The organism is Zavarzinia compransoris (assembly GCF_003173055.1).
In the GTDB taxonomy this organism is placed as follows: Bacteria; Pseudomonadota; Alphaproteobacteria; order Zavarziniales; family Zavarziniaceae; genus Zavarzinia; species Zavarzinia compransoris.
The window spans coordinates 50,404-75,636 of record NZ_QGLF01000003.1; the positions used below are offsets into that span (position 1 = coordinate 50,404).

The window sequence follows — 25,233 nt, forward strand, 5'->3', positions numbered from 1 at the left end:
TCGACGGCGGCGCCGGACGAAGCGGCCGCATTCCAAGATAAGGAAACGGCTGCCTATTGTGCGACGATACGGCCCGGCACCTTCAACCGTGAAGGGAACCCCGGGCCGGCCGGGCAGGGCCGGCGGAGGGGCGGCTCAATCCTGCTTTTTGAAGACCTTGATATTGCGCGGCGCCAGGGCGACGCGGGCGCCGCGTTCCAGGATGATGCCGTCGAGGACCTGGCGCATGGCCTCGACCTCGATCTGCAGGCCGATGGCCAGTTCCACCGCCGGGACATTGACCTCGATGCGCAGGATCGGGCCGCTGGCGAAGACATGGGCGATGGTGCCCTCGATGCCGCCATGGGCGCCCGAGGGGCGAAGCTCGAATTCATGGGGCCGGACGAAGGCGACGCCCGCGCCGTCGGGCACGTCCGGCGCCGGCACCAGGAGGCCGACGACATTGGCGACGCCGCCGCGCACCGCGGCCGGCAGGCGGTTGGTATTGCCGAGGAAGTCGTAGACGAAGGGCGTGGCGGGGGCGTCGTAAACCTCCTGCGCCGGGCCCACCTGTTCGATCAGGCCCTTGTTCATCACCACCACGCGGTCGGCGATTTCCAGCGCCTCTTCCTGGTCGTGGGTGACGAAGACGGTGGTGATGCCCATGTCGTCGTGCAGCTTGCGCAGCCAGCGGCGCAATTCCTTGCGCACCTTGGCGTCCAGGGCACCGAAGGGTTCGTCGAGCAGCAGCACCCGGGGCTCGATCGCCAGGGCCCGGGCCAGCGCCACGCGCTGCCGCTGCCCGCCCGAAAGCTGGGACGGGTAGCGCCCGCCGAGCCCGCCGAGCTGGACGAGGTGCAGCAGGCTGTCGACCCGCTTCTCGATCTCGGCGCGGGCGGGGCGGCGCCGCGCCGGCCGCACGCTGAGGCCGAAGGCGATGTTGCGCGCCACGGTCATGTGCTTGAACAGGGCGTAATGCTGGAACACGAAGCCGACGTGGCGCTCGCGTACCGAACGGTCCGAGACATCCTGGCCCTGGAACAGGATCCGCCCCGCATTCGGGAATTCGAGGCCGGCGATGATGCGCAGCAAGGTGGTCTTGCCCGAGCCGGACGGCCCGAGCAGGGCGAGGAACTCGCCCTGCTGGACATTCAGGCTGACATCGTCGAGCGCGGTGAAATCCTTGAAGCGCTTGGTGACGGAGCTGACTTCGATACCCATCCGAGACATCCCGAGACTGTCAGTGGCGCTTCGCCGAGGAAAGTTCGTCGCCATAGCGCCATTCGAGCAGCGCCTTGACGACCAGGGTGAGCAGCGCCAGCAGCGCAAGCAGCGACGCCACCGCGAAAGAGGCGGTGAAATTATATTCGTTGTAGAGGATCTCGACATGCAGCGGCATGGTGTTGGTCAGGCCGCGGATGTGACCCGAGACGACCGAAACCGCGCCGAATTCCCCCATCGCCCGGGCATTGCACAGCAGGACGCCGTAGAGCAGGCCCCAGCGGATGTTGGGCAGGGTGACATGCCAGAAGGTCTGCCAGCCGGAAGCGCCGAGCGAAAGCGCCGCCTCTTCCTCCGAGGTGCCCTGTTCCTGCATCAGGGGAATGAGTTCCCGGGCGATGAAGGGGAAGGTCACGAAGATGGTGGCGAGCGTGATGCCCGGCACGGCGAAGATGACCTTGAGGTCGTGTTCCGCCAGCCAGGGCCCCAGATAGCCCTGGGCCCCGAACAGCAGGACGTAGACGAGGCCCGAGATGACCGGCGAGACCGAGAACGGCAGGTCGATCAGGGTGATCAGGAAGCTCTTGCCCCAGAATTCGTATTTCGCGATGGCCCAGGACGCGGCCAGGCCGAAGACGATGTTCAGCGGCACCGCGATGGCCGCGACCGTCAGGGTCAGGCGCACGGCGGCCAGGGCGTCACGCTCGGCCAGCGACGAGAAATAGGTGCCCCAGCCCTTGGCGAACGCCTCGATGAACACGGTCGCCAGCGGCAGGACCAGGAACAGCACGAGGTAGAACAGGCCGAGGGCCGAGAGGCCGAAGCGGGTGAAGGGGCTTTCGGTCACCGCGTCGTTGCTGCGGGGTGCGCCATCCATCGTTCCGTCCCTCCGGTCAGGCCTGCTTCCGCGCGTGGTTCCAGCGCTGGAGCAGGTTGATGACGAGCAGCAGCGCGAAGGAAATCACCAGCATCACCACGGCGATCGCGGCAGCCCCCGCGTAGTTGAATTCCTCGAGCTTGGTCACGATCAGCAGCGGCGCGATTTCCGACACCATCGGGATATTGCCGGCGATGAAGATGACCGAGCCGTATTCCCCGACCGCCCGGGCGAAGGCCAGGGTGAAGCCGGTGACCAGCGAGGGCAGGATCGCCGGCAGGATCACCCGCGAGAAGGTGGCGAAGCGCGAGGCGCCGAGGCTGGCCGCCGCCTCTTCCGTCTCGGCGTCGAAATCCTCGAGCACCGGCTGCACCGTGCGCACGACGAAGGGCAGGCCGACGAAAGTGAGCGCGACGACGACGCCGAGCGGGGTATAGGCGATCAGCAGGCCCTTCGGCCCGAACCAGCCGCCGACCCAGGTCTCGGGCCCGAACAGCGCGCCGATCCAGCCGTTCTTGGCGTAGAGCGTCGCCAGCACGATGCCGGCCACCGCGGTGGGCAGGGCGAAGGGCAGGTCGACGATGGCATCGACCACCCGCTTGCCCGGAAATTCGTAGCGGACCAGGACCCAGGCGAGCAGCAGGCCGAAGACCCCGTTGATCACGGCGGCGATGAAGGACGCCCCGAACGACAGCTTCAGGGCGGCGACCACCTGCGGCGTGGTGGCAATGGTCCAGATGCCGCCGAGGCCGATCTCGAACGCCTTGAGAAACAGGGCGGCCAGCGGGATGAGCACGATCACCGCGAGATAGATCAGCGTATAGCCGAGCGTCAGCCCGAAGCCGGGAATGACGCTATGGGCCCGCAGCCGCGAAATGCCGCGCGCCATCACCGCCCCCGGCCGTCAGGAAACCGGGCGGGGCCGGGGCAATGCCTTGCCCCTTCGGAAAGGCTTGGCCCCGGCACCAAGGCCCCTCTTGCTCCGAACATGAACAACCCCTATGAACCCCGACGATCTCATACTCACCGGTCTATCGCTGATTACCTTATATTGTCAATGAAGGATGGTTGAAATATATTATTTACATGGTTTTTAAGGTGAATTCTGCCGCTCATTTCGGCTTGTGGGCGGCCTTGTTGCGCGCGGTCATGGCATCCAGCGCCGCGGCGAACCCCTTGAATTCGAGGGGCAGCGCCAGCGGCTTGCCCTGGGGATCGAGGACGACCACCATGCCCTTGTCGTGGCTGCGGAATTCCTGGAAATCGGCCGCGGTCAGCAGGCGCTCGACCAGGCAGCCGACGGCTTCGCAGCGGGTCACCGGCCAGTCGGTGATATCCTTGCCGCCCTCGACCCGGACCAGGACGCCGGCGGGAATGAGAAAGCCGAGGGGCAGGACCAGCTGCACCGCATATTTGTCCTGCGGCGGGGAATAGGCGAAGGATGCCTGCATGATGGTCTGGCCGTTGTCCCGGTTGGTCACGGTCTGCAGGATGTCGCAGGGCGGCAGGTCTTCCCGCGCCGGGGCGATGCAGCGCATGGTCCAGGTGCCGAAGGTGCTGGTTTCGGCGTCGGGCTTGGTCTCTTCCGCCAGGGCGGGGGCGGCGAACAGCAGGCTGGCGAACAGCAGGCGGGCAAACAGCAGGCGGGCGAACATGGGGGGCAGGGCTCCGGTCGGTTGCCCGTCCATAAAGCCCTGTCGCCGGCCCCCGATCAACCGCGAACGGCGGCAGTCTTTCCCGGCGGCGCGGCACGGGGCACCATAGCGTTACGACGGCAGGCGGAGAACGGTGGCATGGGCTTCAAGATCGCGGATCGCTGGTTCGAACGGCGCAGGGTGGATGCCGCCATCACCCTGATCTGGGAACCCCATGTGGTGCCGTTTCTCCGCTGCAACATCTGGCATGTGAAGGGGCGGGAGCGCGATCTCGTCGTCGATACCGGCATGGGGCTGGCACCCTTGCGCGATTTCGCCCGCGACATCCTGGGCGGCGCGGTCAGCGCCGTCGCCACCCATGCCCATCTCGATCATATCGGCGGGCATCACGAATTCGACCATTGCCTGTGCCACCGGCTGGAAGCGCCGGGCCTGGCCGAGGCGGCGCCGGCCTCGACCCTGGCGGGCGGGCGTTTCGACCCCGCCGACCTGTCGACGCTGGCGGACCAGATCGGCGGCTACGACCTGGACGGCGCCATGGTCACCGCCCTCCCGCACGCCGGCTTCGATCTGGCCGAATACCGCATCCGCCCGGCCCGCAACCTGAGCCTGGTCGAGGACGGCGACATCATCGACCTGGGCGACCGGCAGTTCCAGGTCTTCCACCTGCCCGGCCATTCCCCGGGCAGCATCGGCCTTTACGAACAGGCGAGCGGGACCCTGTTCTCCGGCGATGCGGTCTATGACGGGCCCCTGCTGGACACCCTGCCCCATTCCAATGTCGCCGACTATATCCGCACCATGGAACGGCTGCTGGAGCTGCCGGTCAGCATCGTCCACGCCGGCCACGACCCCAGCTTCGGCCGCGACCGGCTGCGCGAGCTGGCGCGCGGCCAATTGCGCCGCTGGGGCGCCTGAGGACCGCCATGGACGAACAGCCGACGATCACCCATGCGGTGCGCAACAGCGTGCTTGATCCCTTGCGCCGCTGGTCCCTCGGGCCCGACGCCCTGCTGCTCGCGTCGGAGGCCCCGGAAAGCGGCCCGAAGCGCGAGCACCTGCCGCGCTGCCTGCCCTATGCCGAGATCACGGGGATCCAGGTCCGCTTCGATCCGACCCGCATCGATGCCGAGCGCCACCATCTGGTGATCCGGGCGAAGGGCGGCTGGCGCATCGCCATCCCCTCGACCCATTACCGGGGCTTCGCCGATTTCGAGGACCGGGGCAGCAGTTTCTACCCTTTCGCCGCCGCCCTGACCGATCTGGTGCGGGCCGCCAACCCCAAGGCCGGCCTCCAGGCCGGCATGACCTGGCCGTCCTACCTGGGGCAGCTGGGGCTGGTCGTCATCGCCTTCGCCTTCCTGCTCTATATCCTCGACGTCACCGGCGCCGCCGTGACCGCCGATCTATGGATCAAGGGCATCCTGATCCTGGCCAGCCTCGGCCTGCTGCTGCGCTGGGCCGTGCGCAACCGCCCGCGCAAGGTCGAGTGATCAGCCCCGCTCCTTGTCCTCGGCCTCGCGGCCGCGGGCCTGGGCTTTCCGCTTCTTCAGATTGTCGCGCAGCGCCTGGGCCAGGCGCTCGGCCTTGATGTCGGCATCGGTCTTGGGGGGGGCGGGCTTCTCGGGCATGGTCCCTGCTATCCGGATGACGAAGGCGTCAACATTGGGTTAGGCTCCCATCATAACGATAAGCGCCAGAACAGACGACAACAGTAAGGACCGGGCAAAACCGGCCGCGCAGAGGGAGTAGACAGATGCACCCGGGTATCCATGCCGCCAACACGCCGGACAAGATCGCCTATCGGATGGCGGGCAGCGGCATCGCCGTCACCTATGCCGAACTGGAGGCGCGGGCCAATGCCTGCGCCCATCTGTTCCGTTCGCTCGGCCTCGTGCGCGGCGACAGCATCGCCCTGATCCTCGAAAATCATCCGCGCTTCTTCGAGATCGCCTGGGCCGCGCTCCGCGCCGGGCTCTATTACACCGCGATCTCGACCCGCCTGACCGCGGCCGAAGCCGCCTATATCGTCGACGATTGCGGCGCCAAGGTGCTGGTCACCTCGCGCTATATGGCGGATCTCGCCACCAGGGTGGCGGCGCAGGCGCCGAAGCTGCGCCACCGCCTGATGCTGGACGGGACCGCGCCCGATTTCGCCGCCTATGAGGCCGCGGTGGCGGAACAGCCGCGGACGGCGCTGGCCGATCCGTCGGAAGGGGCGGACATGCTCTATTCCTCCGGCACCACCGGCCGGCCCAAGGGGGTGAAGGTCGCCCTGCCGGAAGAACCCTATGGCACGCCGAACAAGCTGTTCATGCTGAACGCGGCGCTTTACGCGCCGAATGCCGCATCGGTCTATCTCTCGCCCGCGCCGCTCTATCATGCCGCCCCCTTGCGCTTCTCGCTGACCATGATGCGCTTCGGCGCGACGGTGATCGTGATGGAGCATTTCGAGCCCGAGCAATATCTGGCGCTGATCGAGAAATACCGCGTCACCCATACCCAGGTGGTGCCGACCATGTTCGTCCGCCTACTGAAGCTCGACCCCGGGCTGCGGGCGAAATACGACCTCTCGTCGCTGCAATGCGCGATCCATGCGGCGGCGCCCTGCCCGATCCCGGTGAAGGAACAGATGATCGAATGGTGGGGCCCGGTCATCCACGAATATTACGCCGGCACCGAGGGCAACGGCTTCTGCGCCATCACCAGCGCCGAATGGCTGGCGCATAAGGGCTCGGTCGGCCGGGCCATGCTGGGCGTGCCCCATATCCTGGACGAGGAGGGCCGGGAACTGCCCCCCGGCGAGCCGGGGGCGATCTATTTCTCGGACGGCACGGTCTTCGAATACCACAACGACCCGGACAAGACCGCCTCCAGCCGCAATGCGGCCGGCTGGTCCACCCTCGGCGACATCGGCTATCTCGACCAGGAGGGCTATCTCTACCTGACCGACCGCAAGGCCAATATGATCATTTCCGGCGGGGTGAACATCTACCCGCAGGAAGCGGAAAACCTGCTGATCACCCACCCCAAGGTCGCCGACGTCGCGGTCTTCGGCGTGCCCGACGCCGACTGGGGCGAGGCGGTGAAGGCGGTGGTTCAGCCGGTCGACATCCGCGATGCCGGGCCGGCGCTGGAAGCGGAGCTGATCGCCTTCTGCCGGGCCCATCTCTCCCCCGTCAAATGCCCGAAGACGGTGGACTTCGAGGCGGAACTGCCGCGCCACCCGACCGGCAAGCTCTACAAGCGCCTGCTGAAGGACCGCTACTGGCAGGGTTCCGCCCGCCGCATCGCCTGAAGGCCCCGCCGCCCCCGGGGTGCCGGGGGGAACGGCGGGGGTATCGTTTTTTTGGCCTTCCGGTCGCGCGCGGCGAGGTTCATCCTCGCCGCCTGAACTGTGATCCGGATCACACCGGCCCGGCCCGACGCGTCCCAAGATCGTCGGCATTCGTCAGGTCCTGGTGTAGGATCGCCCGGATTTCGAGGGGGGATCGAATCATGAACCGTGTCGCTTCGGCACTCCGGCAGCTTCTGTTCGTCTTCATGATGGTGACGGCGGCGGCCGGCACCGCCCGCGCGGCGGAGCTGGACAGCTACCGCTCCCAGGCCCAGTCCTACCAGGACGATATCGCCCGCGACAACGACAAGGCGGTGAAGAATGCCGCCGACGCCAAGAAGGCGATCGATGCCGCCAAGGTCGAGACCGAGCGCCGCCGCTGGTGGCAGGCCGCCAGCCTCTACGAAAGCGCGATCGCCTATGGCGCCGACGACCATGCCACCTGGTACGCCCTTGCCGACGTCCAGCTGAAGGGCAGCAATTACTGGCGCGCCTCGGGCGCCGCCTGGCGCGCCTACGAACGGGCCGCCACCCCGGACCAGAAGATCGCCGCCCTCGATATCCTCGGCACGTCGATCGAACGCTCGGGCGATGCGGAAACCGCCCTCAAGGCCTATCGCCTGGCCGCCACCATCAAGAACACCCCCGCCGTCGCCGACCGCGTCGCCGCCCTCGAGGAGGCGACCCGCTTCCGCGTGACCAATGCCTATGCCCGCACCGATTCGGACGTGCCGGCGATCTGCCTCGAATTCTACGGCGACCTGCTGGCCACCACCCGCTTCGAGGATTACATCGAAGTCGCGCCCAGGTTCGACGCCGCCTTCGTCGCCAAGGGCAATCTCCTCTGCGTCGAGGGGGCCCGCTTCGGCCAGTCCTACGAGGTGACGGTGGCCAAGGGCCTGCCGTCCGCCGCCGGGGCCAAGTTCGAGCGGATCGAATCGGGCACCGTCGCCATCGGCAACCGGCCGGAAAGCCTGGGCTTCACCCAGGGCGCCTATATCCTGCCCAAGGTCGGCGCCACCGGCATTCCCCTGCAGTCGGTCAATGTCGACAAGGCCCGCCTCGCCCTCTACCGCGTCAACGACCGCAACATCCTGCCCAATATCGGCAACGGCAACCTGCTCTATACGCTCAACCAATATTCGGCCGACGACATCGCCAACAATATCGGCGAACGGGTCTGGCAGGGCGAGGTGCTGATCGAGAACCGCCTGAACGAGCGCGTGGTCACCGCCATCGACATCGAACAGATGCGCAGGACCGCCGCCCCCGGCCTCTATGTCCTGACCGCCGGCCTGACCACCGGCGAGCAGGAAACCTGGGACGATCTCGCCACCCAATGGGTGGTGGTCACCGATGTCGGCCTCACCACCTTCACCGGCAACGACGGGCTGACCGTGATCGCCCGCGCCCTGTCGACCGGCAAGCCCCTGGCCGGGGTCGAGATCGGCCTCTATGCCCGCAACAACGACGAACTGGCCCGCCTGAAGACCGACGACCAGGGCCGCCTGCGCTTCGATCCCGGCCTGATCCGGGCCGAGGGCGGGCGCGAGCCGGCCGCCGTCATGGCCTTCGCGGGCGGCGGCGATTTCACCTTCCTCGAACTGACCGGGCCGGCCTTCGACCTGTCGGACCGCGGCGTTTCCGGCCGCAGCCAGCCCGGCCCGCTCGACGTCTTCGCCTATGCCGAGCGCGGCGTCTACCGCCCGGGCGAGACCGCCCATGTCACCGCCCTGCTGCGCGACGATGCCGGCAATGCGGTCGACAACCTGCCCCTGACCCTGACCATCCGCCGCCCCGACGGCGTCGAGGTCGAGCGCCGCCCGCTGAAGCCGGCCGCCGCCGGCGCCTATGACGTCGCCTGGGCGATCGGCGCCGGCGCCCGCACCGGCAACTGGACGCTTGGCTGGCACACGGACCCGGCGCGCGAGCCGATCGGCACCCTGACCGTCCTGGTCGAGGACGTGGTGCCCGCCCGGATCGAGACCAGCGCCCAGACCGGCAGCCCGTCGATCCAGCCGGGCCAGAGCGTGCCCCTGACCGTCGAGGCGAAATATCTCTTCGGCACCCCGGCCTCGGATCTGCGCGCCTCGGTCCAGGTGGTGATCGGCGCCGCGGCCACGCCCTTCCCCGACTACAAGGACTATCGCTTCGGCCTGATCGACGAGAGCTTCACCCAGCAGCGCCTGAATCTCGACGACCAGACCACGGACGAGAAGGGCAAGGTCACCTTCGACCTCGCCCTCGGCGAATTGCCGGATACGGCGCTGCCACTGGTCGCCATGATCCGCGCCGACGTCTTCGAGACCAGCGGCCGGCCGGTCTCGCGCCGGCTGGAACTGCCGGTGCGCAGCGGCTCGCTCTGGCTCGGCGTGAAGCCCGGCTTCGAGGGCGCCCGGGTCGAGGAACAGGCGGTCCCGGCCTTCGACCTCGTCGCCCTCGACCAGCAGGGCAAGCCGCGCGCGGCCAAAGGCGTGCGCTGGACCCTGATCCAGGAGAAATGGAATTACCAGTGGTACTACCGGAACGGCGCCTGGGCCTATGAGGTGGTGGTGCGCGACCGCGTGCTGTCCTCCGGCACCCTGGACCTCGCCGCCGCCGGGCCCGGCCGGCTGGAGGTGCCCAAGGTCGACTACGGCCGCTATCGCCTGGAAGTGACCGAGGCGGAATCGGGCGCCGCCAGTTCGACCCGCTTCACCGCCGGCTGGTATGTCTCGCCCTCCCTGGGCGATACCCCGGACACGATGACGGTGACCGCCGACAAGGAGCAATACGCCCCCGGCGAGACCGCCCGCCTGCACATCCAGGCGCCCTTCGCCGGCGAAGTGCTGCTAACCATCGCCACCGACAAGGTGCTGGAAACCCGCAACGTCACCGTCCCGGCCGAGGGCACCGCAGTCGAGATCCCGGTCGCGGAAAGCTGGGGGCCGGGCGCCTATGTCCTTGCCACCGCCTTCCGGCCGGGCGACCAGGATGCGGCGCGCGGCCCGGGCCGGGCCATCGGCCTCGCCTGGCTGGGCGTCGATCCGGCCAGCCGGCGCCTTCAGGTCGCCTTCGCCGGGCCCGACACGGTGGAACCGCGCCGGAAGGTCACCATTCCCGTCGAGGTGACGGGGATCGCCGGCGGCGCGCCCACCTATGTCACCGTCGCCGCGGTCGACGAGGGCATCCTGCAACTGACCGACTATGCGACGCCCGATCCCCTGGCCCGCCTGTTCGGCAAGCGCCGCCTGGGCCTCGACGTCCGCGACGCCTATGGCAAGCTGCTGAACGGCAAGCTGGGCAAGCCGGGGGTGCTGCGCGAGGGTGGCGATGGCGATGCCCTCGGCCGGCGCGGCGCGCCGCCTTCGGACATCAAGCTGGTCTCGCTCTACAGCGGCATCGTCACCCTGGACGACAAGGGCAAGGGCAGCGTCAGCTTCGACGTGCCGGACTACAACGGCCGCCTGCGCCTGATGGCCGTCGCCTGGAACGGGCGCCAGGTCGGCAGCGCCGACAAGGGCCTGATCGTGCGCGATCCCCTGGTCGTCCTGTCCTCGACCGCGCGCTTCCTCGCGGTCGGCGACACCAGCCGCCTGACCGTCACCCTCAGCAATGTCGCGGCCGCGGCCGGGACCTACAAGGTTTCGGTCGCGGGCGATGCGGTGGTCGAGCTGGTCGCCGGCGCCAAGCCCGGCCCGGTCGAGCTGGCCGTCGGCGACACCAGGACCGTCACCGTGCCGATCAAGGCGGTCTCGGCCGGCCTTGCCCGCCTTGCGCTCACCGTCGAGGGGCCGGACGGCTTCCGCTTCGAGCGCACGGTCGGCGTCGGCACCCGCGCCCCGCAGCTGCCCAACATCGACCGCCTGATCCGCCAGCTGAAGCCGAAGGAAGGCCTGACCGTCGGCCAGAAGGCGCTCGATCCCTATGTCCCGGGCACGGCCGAATTCCTGCTCAGCCTCAGCCCGCGGCCGAATGTCGATGTCGCCGGCCTGCTGCGCGGCCTCGACCGCTACCCCTACGGCTGCCTCGAACAGACCACGAGCCGGGCCCTGCCCCTGCTCTATGTCGCCGAGGTCGCCAAATTGTGGGAACAGCCGGACGAGCCGGACATGAGCGCCCGGGTGGCCAAGGCGATCGGCCGGCTGCTGGAAATGCAGCGCAGCGACGGCAGCTTCGGCCTGTGGAGCTATTTCGGCAATACCGAGCCCTGGCTCACCGCCTATGTGATGGACTTCCTGACCAGGGCACGGGCCCAGGACGTGCAGGTGCCGGACTTCGCCTATCGCCGCGGCCTCGCCTGGCTGAAGCAGCACGGCGAGAACCGCCGCGACGACGGGCCGGACGCGCTCGCCTCGCGCGCCTATGCGCTTTATGTTCTGGCCGCCGCCGGGGCCGGCGAACTGGGGGCCACCCGCTATCTGCACGATGCGGTCGGCCTCGACCTGCCGACGCCGCTGGCCATGGCCCAGGTCGGCGCCGCCCTGGCCCTGCTGGGCGACACGACGCGGGCGCAACAAGCCTTCGACCGGGCCCTGGCCGCCCAGGACCGGCGCAATGCCCGCCGCGACTACGGCAGCGCGGTGCGCGACCTCGCCGCCATCGTCACCCTGGCCGCGGAAAGCAAGGTCCCCGGCATCGATGCCGAGGGTCTGGCGGCCAAGGTCGCCGACATGGTCGCCGGCAAGCGCTGGCTGTCGACCCAGGAAAGCGCCTGGCTGCTGATGGCCGCCCGGGCGCTGGCCGACGGCGACAACAAGATGAGCGTCAACGTCGCCGGCCAGTCGGTGCCGCCGCGCAGCACGACCTATTCGATCCGGCCGAGCACGACCGAGGTCGCGGGCAGCATCCGGCTCGAAAACGCGGGCGAAGGCTCGGTCTGGTACACCGGCACGGTGATCGGCGTGCCGACCAAGGACCAGCCCGCCAACGGCAACGGCATGGAGGTGGAGCGGCGCTTCTTCACCCTCGACGGCAAGCCGGTCGACCTGAAGGCGGTGCCCCAGGGCACCATGATGGTCGCCGTCGTCGTCGGCCGCACCACCCAGGATCGCGACAACCAGCTGATGGTGATCGACCTCCTGCCCGCCGGCTTCGAGGTCGAGAACCCGCGCCTCGCCAATGCCTCGGACGCCGGGGAACTGGACTGGCTGCCGGAGCTGACCGACACCGCCTATACCGAAGCGCTGGACGACCGCTATGTCGCCGCCTTCGACACCTCCGGCGCCGGCCCCTTCGCCGCCGCCTATCTCGTCCGCGCGGTCACCCCCGGCACCTACCGGGTGCCGGGGGTCGCGGTCGAGGATATGTATCAGCCGGAATACCGCGCCCGCGCCGCCATGGGCACGGTCACCGTGGTGCCGGTGCGCTGATCCCGCAGCCGGCGTCGTCTTGATCGGGGCGGTCCTTCGGGGCCGCCCCTTTTCTTTGTCCCGCCGCGCCCCCTCTTGCCCCCGGCGGGCGGCTTCGCTATCGTCGCTCAAAATGAATGAAATTCATCAAAGGAGGAGAGCGTGGCGACGGCAAGGGACAGCGGCAGCCTGCGCATCGGTTGCGCGTCCGGCTTCTGGGGCGATTCGCTCGACGGCACGGGGCAATTGGTCCGTCACGGCGCGATCGACGTGCTGGTGTTCGACTGGCTGGCGGAAATCACCCTGTCGCTGCTGGCGCGGGTCAAGGCGAAGAAGCCGGAGGCGGGCTTCGTCCCCGATTTCGTCGAGGCGCTGGTCCCCCATCTGGCCGCGATCAAGGCCCGGGGCATCCGCGTCGTCTCCAACGGCGGCGGCATGAACCCGGCCGCCTGCGCCGCGGCCCTGGCCGCCCGCGCCAGGGCCGCGGGCATCGAGCTGAAGATCGCGACCGTCACCGGCGACGACCTGAAGCCGGCGGAGGCGGAGATCCGCGCGGCCAGGGTCCGGGACATGTTCGCCGGCACCGCCCTGCCGGACAAGCTGGTCACCGCCAATGCCTATATCGGCGCGCGGGCCATCGCCGCCGCCCTGGACGCCGGGGCGGAAGTGGTGATCACCGGGCGCTGCGTCGATTCCGCGGTCACCCTCGGGCCCCTGGTCCATCACTTCGGCTGGGACTGGCAGGATTGGGACCGGCTCGCCCAAGGCAGCCTCGCCGGCCACCTGATCGAATGCGGCGTGCAGGGCACCGGCGGCATCTTCACCGATTGGGATCATGTCCCGGGCTGGGACGACATGGGCTTCCCCATCGTCGAGGTCGCCGCGGACGGCAGTTTCGTCCTGACCAAGCCGGCGGGCACCGGCGGCCATGTCGTGCCGCTCGCCGTCGCCGAACAGCTTCTTTACGAGATCGGCGATCCCGCCGCCTATCTGCTGCCCGACGTCGCCTGCGATTTCCGTGCCGTCCGCCTGGAGGCGGCGGGGCCGGACCGGGTGCGGGTCAGCGGCGCCCGCGGCCGCCCCGCCACCGGCCTCCTGAAGGTCAGCGCCACCGTCGCCGACGGCTATCGGGTGATCGGCGCCGTCACCATCGCCGGGCGCGAGGCGGTGGCCAAGGCGGAACGGACCGGCGCCGCCATCCTGGCCCGGGCCGCCCGCCTTGCCGCCGAACGCGGCCTGCCGCCCTTTGCCGAAACCTCGATCGAAGTGCTGGGCAGCGAGGCGACCTATGGCCCCCACGGCAGCGCCGCCGCCCGCGCCAGCCGCGAAGTGGTGCTGAAGCTGGGTGCCCGCGCCGCCGCCGCCGACACGCTGGAGGTGCTGGCGCGCGAGATCGTGCCAGCCGCGACCGCCATGGCCCAGGGCCTGACCGGCCTCTATGCCGGGCGGCCGGGGGTGCAGCCGGTGTTCCGCACCTTCTCCTTCCTCTGGCCGGCGTCGAATGTGCCGGCGACCGTGACCCTGGGCGACCAGGTCTTCACGGTCGGCAACCCGGTGCCGCCCCCCGCCCCCGCCCCGGCGGAGGTGCCGGCCGTCCCCGATCCGGCCGAGGCGGCGACCACCGCCGTGGCCCTGATCCGGCTGGCGGTCGGGCGCTCGGGCGACAAGGGCAATATCGCCAATATCGGCGTCGCCGCCCGCAAGCCCGCCTATCTGCCCCATATCCGCGCGGCGCTGACGCCGGCGGCGGTCAAGGCGTGGTTCGCCCATCTGGGCGTGACGCGGGTGGAGCGTTTCGACCTGCCGGGCTTCGATGCCCTGAATTTCCTGCTGCACGATGCGCTCGGCGGCGGCGGCGTCGCCTCGATCCGGATCGACCCCCAGGGCAAGGCCCTGGCCCAGATGCTGATGGACATGCCCGTGCCCGTGCCGGCCGGGCTGCTGGCCGGGGAGGCCGCATGATGGAACGTTTCGGTTACAGCGACGACGAACTCCTGTCCCTGCCGCTGTCCCATCGCGGCGATCTTCTCGCCGGCCGGGTGGCGCTGGTCTCGGGCGCCGGCACCGGCATCGGCAAGGCGATCGCGGTGACCCTGGGCCGGCTGGGCGCCCGCCTCGTCGTCTGCGGCCGGAAGCCGGAAAAGCTGGAGGCGACGGCGCAATTGCTCGCCCGGGCCGGGGCCGAGGTCCTGGCCCACCCCCTGTCGATCCGCGATCCGGATGCGGTGGCCGCCCTCTACCTGGCGGCGCGCGACCGTTTCGGCGGCATCGACATCCTGGTGAACAATGCCGGCGGCCAGTTCCCCCAGGCGGCGATCGATTTCAGCCCCAAGGGCTTCAACGCGGTGATCGACACCAATCTGGCCGGCACCTGGCACATGATGCAGGCCGCCGCCCGCCAGTGGCGCGACCAGGGCCGGCCCGGTGCCATCGTCAACATCGTCGCCGTGGTCGGGCGCGGCATGCCGGGGGTGGCCCATACCTGCGCGGCGCGCGCCGGCGTCATCGCCCTGTCGAAGACTGTCGCCATCGAATGGGCGCCGCTGGGCATCCGCGTGAACTGCATCGCGCCGGGCATCATCGCCACCGAAGGCATGAACGTCTATCCCGACGAGGCCCGCGCCGACATGCCGAACACCAACCTGATGCGCCGCTTCGGCACCGCCCTCGACGTCGCCGAACTGGCGGTCCATCTGGCCGGCCCGGGGGGCAATTTCATCACCGGCGAAGTGGTCCATGTCGACGGCGGCAACCAGATCTGGGGCGACCAATGGACCATCCCCCGCCCCGACTGGTACACCACGCCCCAAGCCTCGCCCTTCCCGGGGCGGTAGGGGCGCCGGGCGGGATCAGCCGGCCTGGTTCTTCTTGCGCAGGCCGGCGAGCAGGGCGTCCATGCCGCCGCCGCTGATCACGCTGCCGTAATCCTCGCGCTGGGCGCTGCGCATCGACAGGTTCTCGATGACGACGTCGACGATCTTGAAGCCGCCGGCGGCGCCGGTCAGGCGCCAGTCGACCGAGACCGGCTGGCCGCCCTTGGGGCTGACGATCTGGCTGCGCACCACGGTCTCATCGTCCTGCGGCTGGCTGCCCAGGGTGCGCAGCTGTTCGCCGGCATATTGCGACAGGCGGCGCGAATAGGTCCGCACCACGTCTTCGGTATAGAGGCGGTTGAATTCCTCGATCTGTGCCGGCGTCGCGCTGCGGCGATAGCGGCCGAGCACGAACTGGCCGATCGCCGGCACGTCGAAGGCGGCAAGGAAGATCTCGCGGAACTTCGCCTCGCGCTCGGCTTCGGCCAGGGCCTTGTCCGCCAGCACGGCGATGGCCCGGCCGCCCAGGTCGTCGATGAAGGCCGTGGCGGCATCGGCGGCGAAGCCGGGACGGCCGGACAGGAGAATGCCCAGGGCGCCGGTCCCGATCAGAAAGTGGCGGCGGTTGGTCATTGCGAACCTTTCACGGTGACTGCTCTTAGAAACGGCCAAGCGCCCTGCCAGTTCCGATCGATCGGCTCCGGTCAGGGGATCGGCGCCGCCAGCGACGTGTCGGCCTGGCCATCGTCCCGGTTGTTGATGGCAGCATCGCGGCGCTGCCGGTAGAGATTGCGGATCGTGGCGTAGAAATCGATCGACGACGCCTCGATCTCGTCCAGGTTCTCGATCCCGCGGGCCCGCGCATCGATGATGTCGGCGGCGGCAAGGCCAAGCGCCATCTCGTCGAGGTCGTTGGCGTAATAGACATAGGTCAGCGGATCGAAGGCCATGTCGACGCCATAGCCGAACAGGTCGCGCGGCGGCCGCGGCCCGAGCAGCGGCAGCACCAGATAGGGCCCCTCGTCCAGGCCCCAGACCGCCAGGGTCTGGCCGAAATCCTCGTCATGGCGGGGATAGCCGATGCGGCTGGCATAATCGTAGACGCCAAGGCCGCCCGCCACCGTATTGGTGACGAAGCGGGCCGCGGTGATCCGCGCCCGGTCCAGGTCGCCCTGGAGGAGGTCGTTGGCCAGGATGATCGGGCTGCGCAGGTTGTTCAGGAAGTTGCGCACCCCGGCCTGGAAGAAATCGGGCGTGATGCTGCGATAGATCGTGGCCACCGGCTTCAGCAGCATATAGTCGGCGAAGCGGTTGACCTCGAAGAAATAGCGGTTCAGCGGCTCGATCGGGTCGTTCCGCCGCTTGAATTCGGCGATCGCCTCGGGATCGTCCGCCGGCGGGCGGGTCGCGCAGGCGGACACCAGGCCGGTCAGCAGCAGAAAGGCGACACTCACGGCGACCAGGCGCCCGAAGCGCGGCCGGGCCGGCTTCGCCACCACGATCTGTCGACCGCTTTCGTCCGATTTTGCCACGACTTCCCCTCCGCCACCTCAGACTCGGCACCGGGCCGAGTTTCACCCTCGAAATGGTTGGTTAACATAGGGCTCTCCACCGATTAAAGGCGAAATTGAGCCAGACTGCGTCAAGGGGCGCCGTCCGTTTCATTGTGGCAACAATCTTGACGGATCACCCCCCTTTGGGCACCCCCCGGAACGGGGTTGATTTAACATATAAAGATATATTTATATGTTTGGATGAAAACCCGATCCCGGCGCCCCGCGCGCCTTCCCGACGGCGACCGCCGATGACCGACTTGCTGACCGCCCTGAAAGGTGCTGCGGAGCCGACCCGGCTGCGCATCCTGGTCCTGCTGGCCCGGGCGGAACTGACGGTGACCGAATTGACCCAGGTCCTGGGCCAGAGCCAGCCGCGCCTGTCCCGGCACCTGAAGCTGATGGCGGAGGCCGGCCTGATCGACCGTTTCCGCGAGGGCGCCTGGGTATTCCACCGCCTGGCGGCGGAGGGGGTGGGCGCCCGGCTGGCGGAACGCCTGCTGCCCCTGGCCGATTCGGCCGATGCCGTGCGCCAGCGCGACCTCGGCCGGCTGGACAGCGTGCTCAAGGCCCGGACCGAGGCGGCCTCGGCCTATTTCGCCGCCAATGCCGCGCAATGGGACGAAATCCGTGCCCTGCATGTGGCGGAGCACGAAGTCGAAGCGGCCCTGGACCGCCTGATCGGGCCCGGGCGCATCGATTTCCTGCTCGATGTCGGCACCGGCACCGGGCGCATGCTGGAACTCTTCGGCCCCCGGGCGCAGCGCGGCCTCGGCATCGATCTCTCGCATGAGATGCTGGCGCTGGCCCGCGCCCGGCTGGAAGCGGCCGGGTTGCAGCATTGCCAGGTGCGCCAGGGCGACCTTCATTCGATGGCGCTCGACGGCGGCGTCGCCGATCTCGTGCTATTCCACCAGGTGCTGCATTTCGCCGCCGATCCCCAGGCGGCGATCGCCGAGGCCGCCCGCGTGCTGGCGCCGAAGGGGCGCATCGCCGTGATCGATTTCCTGCCCCACGACCGCGAGGAATTGCGTGACCAGCACGCCCACCGCCGCCTGGGCTTTGCCCCGCGCGAGGTGGCGGCCTGGGGCCGGCATGCGCAGCTCGACATTCAACTGGCCGGCACCCTGACCGGCGCCTTTCTCTCCATCGGCATCTGGCTTGGCGGCCATGCCGGGCATCTCACGGACGGGCCTTCGTCATGACCCTCGATCCCCTCGGTCCCCTGAACGTCTCCTTCGAGTTCTTCCCGCCGAAGACCCCGGAGATGGAGGACGCCCTGTGGCGGACCGTGCGCCGGCTGGAGCCGCTGAACCCCGGCTTCGTCTCGGTCACCTATGGCGCCGGCGGTTCCACCCGCGAACGCACCCATGCGACGGTGAAGCGCCTGGTCGAGGAAACCCGCCTGAAGCCCGCCGCCCATCTCACCTGCGTCGCCGCCACGCGGGACGAGGTCGATGCGGTCGCGCGCGACTACTGGCAGGCCGGGGTCCGCCACATCGTCGCGCTGCGCGGCGATTCGCAAGTGCCCGGCGCGCCCTACCAGCCCCATCCCGGCGGCTACGACTATGCCGTCGACCTGGTCGCCGGGCTGAAGCGGATCGCCGATTTCGAAATCTCGGTCGCCGCCTATCCGGAAGTGCATCCGGACGCGGCCGGCCCGGGCGCCGACCTCGACAATCTGAAGCGGAAGATCGATGCCGGCGCCACCCGCGCCATCACCCAGTTCTTCTTCGACAACGACGTCTATTTCCGCTTTCTCGACCGCGTCCTGGCGGCGGGCATCACCGTGCCCGTCCTGCCCGGCATCATCCCGGTCTCGAACTTCCGGCAGATCGCGAAATTCGCCGCCGCCACCGGGGCAACCATCCCGGCCGCCATGGCCCGCCATTTCGACGGCTTGGACGACGACCCGGAAACCCGGAAACTGGTCGCCGTCGCCGTCGCCGCCGAACAGGTGCGCGGGCTGGCCGCCGCCGGCATCGCGGATTTCCACTTCTATACGCTGAACCGGGCCGATCTCTGCTTCGCCCTGTGCCACCTGCTCGGCCTGCGCGCCGGCGCCTGAGGACTTCATCATGAGCACGTTCCTCGATGCCCTGAACGACCGCATCCTTCTCTGCGACGGCGGCACCGGCAGCCTGGTGCAGGCGATGAACCTCGACATCGCCCGCGATTTCGATGGCCGCGAGAATTGCACCGAAGTGCTGAACCGCACCCGCCCCGACGTGGTGCGCGAGATCCACCGCAATTACCTCGCCGCCGGCTCGGACATGGTGCAGACCAATTCCTTCGGCGGCTCGCCCATCACGCTGGCCGAATTCGACCTCCAGGACGAAGCCTTCGAGCTGAACAAGGCCGCCGCCATCCTGGCGCGCGAGGCGATCGGGGAATTCGCCCATGATGGCCGGCAGCGGTTCGTGGTCGGTTCCATCGGCCCGGGCACCCGCCTACCGTCGCTCGGCCATATCCCCTACGATCCCCTTGAAGCGGCCTTGGCCGTGCAGGCGGAAGGGCTGATCGCCGGCGGCGTCGACGCCGTCCTGATCGAAACCTGCCAGGACACGTTGCAGATCAAGGCCGCGGTCAACGGCGTGAAACTGGCCCGGGCCAAGCTCGGCACGGCGACGCCGATCATGGTCCAGGTGACGGTGGAAACCACCGGCACCCTGCTGGTCGGGCCCGACATCGGCGCCGCCGCCACCGTGATCCATGCGCTCGACGTGCCGATCATCGGCCTCAACTGCGCCACCGGGCCGCAGGAGATGGCGGAACACGTCAAATTCCTGTCGGAGAACTGGCCGGGGCGGATTGCCGTGCAGCCGAACGCCGGCCTGCCGGAACTGCGCGACGGCAAGACCTTCTACCCCCTGTCCCCGGAAGAGATGCAGCGCTGGGTGCGCCGCTTCGTGCTCGAGGACGGGGTCAACATCATCGGCGGCTGCTGCGGCACCAACCCCCGCCACATCGGCGCCCTCGACGCCATGCTGCGCGAGATCGAGGGCGGCAAGGTCCGCCCCGCGCCCAAGGCCCGCAGCTTCCACTGGGTGCCGTCCGTCGCCTCGCTCTACGCCCAGGTGCCGCTGCGCCAGGAAAACGCCTATCTCTCGATCGGCGAGCGCTGCAATGCCAATGGCTCCAAGGCGTTCCGCGACGCCCAGGCCGCCAACGACTGGGACAGATGCGTGGCCATGGGCCGCGAACAGGTGAAGGAGGGCAGCCACACCCTCGACATCTGCACCGCCTATGTCGGGCGCGACGAGGTTGCCGACATGACCGCAGTGGTCTCGCGCATGCGCGGCAGCGTGAACGCCCCCCTGGTCATCGATTCGACCGAATATCCGGTCCTCGAAGCGGCGATGAAACTTTACGGCGGCAAGCCGATCATCAATTCGATCAACTTCGAGGACGGCGAGGAACCGGCGGCGATGCGCCTCCGCCTGGCCAAGAAATTCGGCGCGGCCATGGTGGCCCTGACCATCGAGGAAGCGGGCATGGCCAAGACGGCGGCGGACAAGCTGCGCGTCGCCCGCCGGCTCTACGATTTCGCGGTGAACGGGCACGGGCTGCCGGCCTCGGACCTGATGTTCGACCCCCTCACCTTCACCATCTGCACCGGCAACGAGGACGACCGCAAGCTGGGCGTCGAGACCCTGGACGCGATCGAGCAGATCGCGCAGGAAATGCCCGAGGTGCAGATCATCCTCGGCCTGTCCAATATTTCCTTCGGCCTCAATGCCGCCGCGCGCCATGTCCTCAATTCGGTCTATCTCGACCATGCCGTGCGGCGCGGGCTGACCGGCGCCATCGTGCATCTGTCGAAGATCATGCCGCTGCACAAGATCCCGGCCGAGGAAGTGAAGATCGCGGAAGACCTGATCTTCGACCGCCGCGCCGAGGGTTACGATCCCCTGCAAGCCTTCATCGCCCTCTTCGCCGACCGCAAGGGTGCGGCCGCGGTAAAGAAGGTCCGCGCCGAGACGCCGGAAGAACGCCTGACCCAGCGCATCGTCGACGGCGACCGCCAGGGCATCGAGCAGGACCTCGACGAGGCGATGCAGAAGCACCCGCCCCTCGACATCATCAACAACTTCCTGCTGGACGGCATGAAGGTGGTGGGCGAACTCTTCGGCTCCGGCAAGATGCAGCTGCCCTTCGTGCTGCAATCGGCCGAGACCATGAAGACCGCCGTCGCCTATCTCGAACCCTTCATGGAAAAGCAGGAAGGCCAGGAGAAGGGCACCATCGTGCTCGCCACCGTGAAGGGCGACGTCCACGACATCGGCAAGAATCTGGTCGACATCATCCTCACCAACAACGGCTATCGCGTGGTCAACCTCGGCATCAAGCAGCCGGTGACCGCGATCATCGAAGCGGCGCAGAAGGAAAAGGCCGATGCCGTCGGCATGTCCGGCCTGCTGGTGAAATCCACCGTGATCATGCGCGAGAACCTGGAGGAAATGACCCGCCTCGGCCTGGACGTGCCGGTGTTCCTGGGCGGTGCCGCCCTGACCCGGAAATATGTCGAGGAGGACTGCGTCCGCGCCTATGCCTCGGGCCGGGTGGCCTATGCCCGCGACGCCTTCGACGGCCTCGACCTGATGGCACGGGTGGTGAACGACAATTTCGACATCCACCTGGAACAGATCCAGGCCAAGCGCGCCGGCCGGCCATCCAACCAGAAGAAGCTGGGCACGCCCTCGGAAGCCGCGATCACCCGCCCGATCGATTACGCGGAAAGCCGCCTGCGCCGGGGCGAACTGGCCCGCGGCGTCACCGTGCCCGTGCCGCCCTTCTGGGGTCCGCAGGTGATCGAGGACGTGCCGCTGAAAGCCCTCGTCCCCTATCTGAACGAGACCATGCTCTACCAGTTCCAATGGGGCTTCGAGAAGGCGGGCCGCTCGCTCGACGATTACAAGGCCTATGCGGCGCAGGAGATCCGCCCGATCATGAGCCGCCTGGTCGAGCAATGCCAGCGCGAGGGCATTTTGAAGCCCCAGGCCGTCTACGGTTACTGGAAGGCGGCGGCGGAGGGCAACGACGTCATCCTGTTCGACGAGGGCGGCGAGCGGGAAGTCGGCCGCTTCGCCTTCCCCCGCCAGGCGAAGGAGGGCGGCCTCTGCATCGCCGACTTCTTCCGCGACGTCTCCAGCGGCGAGCGCGACGTGATCGGGCTTCAGGTCGTCACCATCGGCCAGCAGGCGTCCGAGATCGCGCGCCAATGGTTCGCCGAAAACCGCTACCAGGATTATCTCTACCTGCACGGCCTGTCGGTCGAAATGGCCGAGGCGCTGGCGGAATATGTCCACAAGAAGATCCGCGGCGAGCTTGGCTTCAGCCATGAGGACGACCGCGACATCGACCGGATGCTGAAGCAGGGCTATCGCGGCAGCCGCTATTCCTTCGGCTATCCCGCCTGCCCCAACCTCGCCGACCAGCGGAAGCTGCTCGACCTGCTGCGGGCGGAACGCATCGGCATCGAGATGGCGGACGAGGACCAGCTCCACCCCGAGCAATCGACCAGCGCCATCGTCCTGCATCACCCGCAGGCGAAATATTTCTCGGTCTGAGGGGGTCCCCCGTCCCCTTCACGGGGGCGGGGCGGTCAGGCGGCGTCGGCCGGTTTCGCGAGGGCGGTGGGACGGCGGCGCAGGCCGTCGATCAGCAGGTCGATGACGCCCGCCGCCTCCCGTTCCAGCTTGTCCAGGGCAAGACCTGAGAACAGCTGCGGATAGCGGAACTTGAAGGTGGCGGACTGGATCATCTCGGCGGTGAAATTCACGTCCTCGATGTCGAATTCGCCGGTGGCATTGCCCATGGCCAGGATTTCCGCGATCAGCGACCGCACCCGGGCCAGCCCCTCGTTGGCCACATGGGGCCGCTCGCGAGCGACGATTTCCGCCATCTCGATCCAGTGCTGGTCCTTTTCCAATTCCTGGAAGGTCATTTGCATCTGTTCGAGCAGGAAGCTGCGCAGCCGCTCGATCGCCGGGATATTGGGCCGGCGCACCACTTCGCGCAGGCGCTCGGCCGTGCGGATGAAGCTCTGCCGCGCGATCTCCTCGGCGATGTCGAGTTTCGACATGAAATAGCGATAGAGGTTGCCGGCCGACATTTTGCAATCGCCGGCCAGTTCCGCCATCGTCGTTTTGCCATAGCCATAGCGCGACAGCCGGTCCATGGCTGCGGCGATGATGGCTTGCTTGATTTCTTCGTGACGCTTCATCCCGGGGACTGTTTTTCGGCTGAATCCTGAACGCTCAACATAACGTTCACGCTTCAAAAGTCAAATTTGCAAGTAAAATCCGCATGTTGCAAAGCAGCATGAGAATTTTCCAAGCCTGCTTTCAAATATGGTGTCATCTTTCGGCCCCGATGCCTCTCTCAGGGAATAGCACCCATGCTGTATGCCGTGATTTGTACCGACATCGCCGAAGGCATGCCGATCCGCCAGGCCAACCGCCCGGCCCATCTCGAATGGCTGAAGGCGGCGGGCGGGCGCATGAAGATCGCCGGCCCCTTCCTGTCCGGCGACGGCCAGGCGATGACCGGCAGCCTGCTGGTGGTCGAGGCGGCGGACATCACCGAGGCGCGGGAATTCCTGGCGACCGACCCCTACGCCCTGGCCGGCCTGTTTTCCGCCGTCGACATCAAGCCCTGGCGCTGGGTCGTCGGCCAGCCGGCGGAGGCGTGAGATGGCGCATTGGCTGGTGAAATCGGAACCCGGCGCCTGGTCGTGGGACGATCAGGTCCGCGACGGCACCACCTTCTGGTCCGGGGTGCGGAACTATCAGGCGTCCAACAACCTGAAGGCCATGAAGATCGGCGACCGCGCCTTCTTCTATCATTCGGTCAACGAGAAGCAGATCGTCGGCATCGTCGAGGTGGTGAAGGAATATTACCCCGACCACACGGATGAAGCGGGCCGCTTCGGCATGGTCGACGTCAAGGCGCTGAAGCCCCTGAAAACGCCGGTCACCCTGGAACAGGTGAAGAATGACCCCCGGCTCAACCATCTGGCCCTGGTCAAGCAGTCGCGCCTGTCGGTCATGCCGGTGGACGACGCGGCCTGGGCCCTGATCTGCGAGTTGGGCGGGATCACGGCCTGAAGGCGCCGATCGCGGCGATACCCGCCGCCCCCGATCCCCTGAGGCGCGGCGCCGTACCCTCGTCGATCCCGCCGAGGGCATAGACCGGCAGCCCGGCCCGCCGGGCGAGGCCGGCAAAGCGCACGACGCCCAGGGCCGGCGCCCCCGGATGGCTGGCGGTCGGCAGCACGGGCGACAGCAGGGCGGCCGCCACCCCCGCCCGCCGGGCCCGGACCAGGGCGCGGGCGCCATGGGCCGCGGCGGTGGCGAAACCCCGCACCTTCAGCGGCAGTTGCCGTTCCGGCCAATGCACGCCCGCCGCCCCCAGGCGCCGGGCCAGCGCGGGATCGCCCGCGACCAGCAGGCGCAGGCGCCGGCGCCGGCACACGGCCGCCAGCGCCCGGCCGAGATGGAGTCTGGCCCCGGCCCCGAGATCGCCGTCGCGGAGAATGACCAGGCTGCCCGCCGGCAGGCGCCGGGCGGCGGCGCAAGGGTCGGGCAGGCGCGCCCGGTCGGTCAGCAGGACCAGGGGCGGCAGGCGGTCGCGGTGCCGGACCGGGCCACGGCAGGCATTGAGGTGGCGGGCGGTGGTTGCTAGCTTCGTCGCCATCATGAGCCTGTCCGAATCCTCCCCGACCCTCGCCGATCGGCTTCGCCATGTCGAGACGCGCATCGCCAAGGCGGCGCGCGGCATCGGCCGCGACCCCGCCGCCGTGACACTGATCGCCGTCTCCAAGACCCATGACGCCGCCGCCGTCGAGGCCGCCCTGGCCGCCGGCCAGCGCGTCTTCGGCGAAAACCGGGTGCAGGAGGCGGAAGGCAAGTTCCCGGCCCTGAAGGCGGCCTTCCCCGATCTCGAACTGCACCTGATCGGGCCCTTGCAGACCAACAAGGCGAAGGATGCGGTTGCCCTGTTCGACGTCATCGAATCCGTCGACCGGGAACGGCTGGCCGCCGCCATCGCCGCCGCCTCGGCAAAGCTGGGCCGGCGCCCGCGCTGCTTCATCCAGGTGAATACCGGCGAGGAAGACCAGAAGGCGGGCTGCCGCCCGGCCGAGGCGGACGCCCTGATCGCGCTCTGCCGCGATACCCATGGCCTCGACGTCGCCGGCCTGATGTGCATTCCCCCGGTCGGCGACGAACCGTCGCTGCATTTCGCCCTTCTCGCCAAGATCGCCAAGCGGAACGGCCTGAAGGAATTATCCATGGGCATGTCCGGCGACTATGAAGTCGCGGTCCGCCTGGGCGCCACCCAGGTCCGGGTCGGCACGGCGATCTTCGGCCAAAGGGACTATCCGGCGGCGTGAAGCCACCCCATATCGCCACGGCCCGGCATGATTGCCATTACCAACCGATACTATATTTTGGTACAGGTGAAGG

The 25,233-nt window shown here is 68.4% G+C and carries 21 protein-coding genes; 12 read left to right on the forward strand and 9 right to left on the reverse strand.

Going from position 1 to position 25,233, the window contains the following annotated elements:
• Positions 1–135: 135 nt before the first annotated feature.
• The 4 genes from DKG75_RS10835 to DKG75_RS10850 form a co-directional block, all read right to left on the reverse strand.
• Positions 136–1,200 carry a sulfate/molybdate ABC transporter ATP-binding protein gene (locus DKG75_RS10835; protein ID WP_109921139.1) on the reverse strand — a complete coding sequence of 355 codons (1,065 nt, stop codon included), beginning with the start codon at positions 1,198–1,200 and terminating at the stop codon, positions 136–138.
• A gap of 19 nt (positions 1,201–1,219) precedes the next feature.
• Entirely contained in the window at positions 1,220–2,077 is an 858-nt protein-coding gene (gene cysW, locus DKG75_RS10840; protein ID WP_109921140.1) for a sulfate ABC transporter permease subunit CysW, read from the reverse strand.
• Positions 2,078–2,093: 16 nt separating this feature from the next.
• Positions 2,094–2,966: a sulfate ABC transporter permease subunit CysT gene (gene cysT / locus DKG75_RS10845; RefSeq protein ID WP_109921141.1), complete on the reverse strand. Its 873-nt coding sequence runs from the start codon at positions 2,964–2,966 to the stop codon at positions 2,094–2,096.
• A gap of 223 nt (positions 2,967–3,189) precedes the next feature.
• Positions 3,190–3,732, reverse strand: coding sequence for an invasion associated locus B family protein (locus DKG75_RS10850; RefSeq protein WP_166646560.1), 543 nt, complete (start codon positions 3,730–3,732; stop codon positions 3,190–3,192).
• Between the two features lie 138 nt (positions 3,733–3,870).
• Between DKG75_RS10850 and DKG75_RS10855 the strand changes: the two genes are divergently transcribed.
• Both DKG75_RS10855 and DKG75_RS10860 read left to right on the forward strand, forming a co-directional pair.
• Positions 3,871–4,650 (forward strand): MBL fold metallo-hydrolase, encoded by a 780-nt coding sequence (locus DKG75_RS10855; protein WP_109921143.1) that lies wholly within the window; start codon positions 3,871–3,873, stop codon positions 4,648–4,650.
• Positions 4,651–4,658: 8 nt separating this feature from the next.
• Positions 4,659–5,225 carry a hypothetical protein gene (locus tag DKG75_RS10860; RefSeq protein WP_109921144.1) on the forward strand — a complete coding sequence of 189 codons (567 nt, stop codon included), beginning with the start codon at positions 4,659–4,661 and terminating at the stop codon, positions 5,223–5,225.
• Here DKG75_RS10860 and DKG75_RS23005 read toward each other — a convergent pair whose 3' ends face one another.
• Complete coding sequence (locus DKG75_RS23005) at positions 5,226–5,363, reverse strand: hypothetical protein (RefSeq protein ID WP_166646559.1); 138 nt, start codon at positions 5,361–5,363, stop codon at positions 5,226–5,228.
• A gap of 125 nt (positions 5,364–5,488) precedes the next feature.
• On the opposite strand from DKG75_RS23005, the gene DKG75_RS10865 reads away from it, so the two are divergent.
• From DKG75_RS10865 to DKG75_RS10880, 4 genes are all read left to right on the forward strand, one after another.
• Positions 5,489–7,030 carry an AMP-binding protein gene (locus DKG75_RS10865; protein ID WP_109921145.1) on the forward strand — a complete coding sequence of 514 codons (1,542 nt, stop codon included), beginning with the start codon at positions 5,489–5,491 and terminating at the stop codon, positions 7,028–7,030.
• Between the two features lie 200 nt (positions 7,031–7,230).
• A complete protein-coding gene (locus tag DKG75_RS10870) occupies positions 7,231–12,420 on the forward strand; it encodes an alpha-2-macroglobulin family protein (protein ID WP_109921146.1) in 5,190 nt (1,729 codons plus the stop codon).
• Positions 12,421–12,561: 141 nt separating this feature from the next.
• Positions 12,562–14,361: an acyclic terpene utilization AtuA family protein gene (locus tag DKG75_RS10875; protein ID WP_109921147.1), complete on the forward strand. Its 1,800-nt coding sequence runs from the start codon at positions 12,562–12,564 to the stop codon at positions 14,359–14,361.
• Entirely contained in the window at positions 14,358–15,233 is an 876-nt protein-coding gene (locus DKG75_RS10880) for an SDR family oxidoreductase (protein WP_109921148.1), read from the forward strand. Before DKG75_RS10875 ends, DKG75_RS10880 begins: the two co-directional genes overlap by 4 nt.
• 15 nt (positions 15,234–15,248) lie before the next feature.
• On the opposite strand, the gene DKG75_RS10885 is transcribed toward DKG75_RS10880, so the two are convergent.
• The gene (locus tag DKG75_RS10885; protein ID WP_109921149.1) at positions 15,249–15,845 is read right to left on the reverse strand and encodes an MlaC/ttg2D family ABC transporter substrate-binding protein; all 597 of its coding nucleotides are present in this window, start codon (positions 15,843–15,845) and stop codon (positions 15,249–15,251) included.
• A 71-nt stretch (positions 15,846–15,916) separates the two neighbouring features.
• The gene (locus DKG75_RS10890) at positions 15,917–16,744 is read right to left on the reverse strand and encodes an MlaA family lipoprotein (protein WP_109921150.1); all 828 of its coding nucleotides are present in this window, start codon (positions 16,742–16,744) and stop codon (positions 15,917–15,919) included.
• Positions 16,745–17,016: 272 nt separating this feature from the next.
• On the opposite strand from DKG75_RS10890, the gene DKG75_RS10895 reads away from it, so the two are divergent.
• From DKG75_RS10895 to metH, 3 genes are read left to right on the forward strand one after another with little or no spacing between them, the layout of a single operon-like run.
• Positions 17,017–17,970, forward strand: a complete 954-nt coding sequence (locus DKG75_RS10895) for an ArsR/SmtB family transcription factor (RefSeq protein ID WP_109921151.1) — start codon at positions 17,017–17,019, stop codon at positions 17,968–17,970.
• Complete coding sequence (gene metF / locus DKG75_RS10900; RefSeq protein ID WP_109921152.1) at positions 17,967–18,833, forward strand: methylenetetrahydrofolate reductase; 867 nt, start codon at positions 17,967–17,969, stop codon at positions 18,831–18,833. Before DKG75_RS10895 ends, metF begins: the two co-directional genes overlap by 4 nt.
• Positions 18,834–18,843: 10 nt before the next feature.
• Positions 18,844–22,335: a methionine synthase gene (gene metH, locus DKG75_RS10905; protein WP_109921153.1), complete on the forward strand. Its 3,492-nt coding sequence runs from the start codon at positions 18,844–18,846 to the stop codon at positions 22,333–22,335.
• 35 nt (positions 22,336–22,370) lie between these two features.
• Here metH and DKG75_RS10910 read toward each other — a convergent pair whose 3' ends face one another.
• The gene (locus DKG75_RS10910) at positions 22,371–22,991 is read right to left on the reverse strand and encodes a TetR/AcrR family transcriptional regulator (RefSeq protein ID WP_109921154.1); all 621 of its coding nucleotides are present in this window, start codon (positions 22,989–22,991) and stop codon (positions 22,371–22,373) included.
• A 174-nt stretch (positions 22,992–23,165) separates the two neighbouring features.
• Between DKG75_RS10910 and DKG75_RS10915 the strand changes: the two genes are divergently transcribed.
• A complete protein-coding gene (locus DKG75_RS10915) occupies positions 23,166–23,459 on the forward strand; it encodes a YciI family protein (RefSeq protein WP_109921155.1) in 294 nt (97 codons plus the stop codon).
• Position 23,460: 1 nt separating this feature from the next.
• Positions 23,461–23,874, forward strand: a complete 414-nt coding sequence (locus DKG75_RS10920; protein ID WP_109921156.1) for an EVE domain-containing protein — start codon at positions 23,461–23,463, stop codon at positions 23,872–23,874.
• Here DKG75_RS10920 and DKG75_RS10925 read toward each other — a convergent pair.
• Entirely contained in the window at positions 23,864–24,466 is a 603-nt protein-coding gene (locus DKG75_RS10925) for a thiamine phosphate synthase (RefSeq protein ID WP_243746578.1), read from the reverse strand. The genes DKG75_RS10920 and DKG75_RS10925 overlap by 11 nt on opposite strands.
• Here DKG75_RS10925 and DKG75_RS10930 point away from each other — a divergent pair.
• On the forward strand, positions 24,465–25,160 hold the full coding sequence (locus DKG75_RS10930; protein ID WP_109921158.1) for a YggS family pyridoxal phosphate-dependent enzyme: 696 nt from the start codon (positions 24,465–24,467) through the stop codon (positions 25,158–25,160). The two genes, DKG75_RS10925 and DKG75_RS10930, sit on opposite strands and share 2 nt — an antisense overlap.
• Positions 25,161–25,233 lie beyond the last annotated feature (73 nt).

Excerpts from the sequence above, each read along its gene's own strand:
- DKG75_RS10835 (WP_109921139.1), bottom strand. The coding sequence starts at position 1,200 with ATGGGTATCGAAGTCAGCTCCGTCACCAAGCGCTTCAAGGATTTCACC.
- cysW (WP_109921140.1), bottom strand. The coding sequence starts at position 2,077 with ATGGATGGCGCACCCCGCAGCAACGACGCGGTGACCGAAAGCCCCTTC.
- cysT (WP_109921141.1), bottom strand. The coding sequence starts at position 2,966 with ATGGCGCGCGGCATTTCGCGGCTGCGGGCCCATAGCGTCATTCCCGGC.
- DKG75_RS10850 (WP_166646560.1), bottom strand. The coding sequence starts at position 3,732 with ATGTTCGCCCGCCTGCTGTTTGCCCGCCTGCTGTTCGCCAGCCTGCTG.
- DKG75_RS10855 (WP_109921143.1), top strand. The coding sequence starts at position 3,871 with ATGGGCTTCAAGATCGCGGATCGCTGGTTCGAACGGCGCAGGGTGGAT.
- DKG75_RS10860 (WP_109921144.1), top strand. The coding sequence starts at position 4,659 with ATGGACGAACAGCCGACGATCACCCATGCGGTGCGCAACAGCGTGCTT.
- DKG75_RS23005 (WP_166646559.1), bottom strand. The coding sequence starts at position 5,363 with ATGCCCGAGAAGCCCGCCCCCCCCAAGACCGATGCCGACATCAAGGCC.
- DKG75_RS10865 (WP_109921145.1), top strand. The coding sequence starts at position 5,489 with ATGCACCCGGGTATCCATGCCGCCAACACGCCGGACAAGATCGCCTAT.
- DKG75_RS10870 (WP_109921146.1), top strand. The coding sequence starts at position 7,231 with ATGAACCGTGTCGCTTCGGCACTCCGGCAGCTTCTGTTCGTCTTCATG.
- DKG75_RS10880 (WP_109921148.1), top strand. The coding sequence starts at position 14,358 with ATGATGGAACGTTTCGGTTACAGCGACGACGAACTCCTGTCCCTGCCG.
- DKG75_RS10885 (WP_109921149.1), bottom strand. The coding sequence starts at position 15,845 with ATGACCAACCGCCGCCACTTTCTGATCGGGACCGGCGCCCTGGGCATT.
- DKG75_RS10895 (WP_109921151.1), top strand. The coding sequence starts at position 17,017 with ATGACCGACTTGCTGACCGCCCTGAAAGGTGCTGCGGAGCCGACCCGG.
- metF (WP_109921152.1), top strand. The coding sequence starts at position 17,967 with ATGACCCTCGATCCCCTCGGTCCCCTGAACGTCTCCTTCGAGTTCTTC.
- metH (WP_109921153.1), top strand. The coding sequence starts at position 18,844 with ATGAGCACGTTCCTCGATGCCCTGAACGACCGCATCCTTCTCTGCGAC.
- DKG75_RS10910 (WP_109921154.1), bottom strand. The coding sequence starts at position 22,991 with ATGAAGCGTCACGAAGAAATCAAGCAAGCCATCATCGCCGCAGCCATG.
- DKG75_RS10915 (WP_109921155.1), top strand. The coding sequence starts at position 23,166 with ATGCTGTATGCCGTGATTTGTACCGACATCGCCGAAGGCATGCCGATC.
- DKG75_RS10920 (WP_109921156.1), top strand. The coding sequence starts at position 23,461 with ATGGCGCATTGGCTGGTGAAATCGGAACCCGGCGCCTGGTCGTGGGAC.
- DKG75_RS10930 (WP_109921158.1), top strand. The coding sequence starts at position 24,465 with ATGAGCCTGTCCGAATCCTCCCCGACCCTCGCCGATCGGCTTCGCCAT.
- DKG75_RS10925 (WP_243746578.1), bottom strand. The coding sequence starts at position 24,466 with ATGATGGCGACGAAGCTAGCAACCACCGCCCGCCACCTCAATGCCTGC.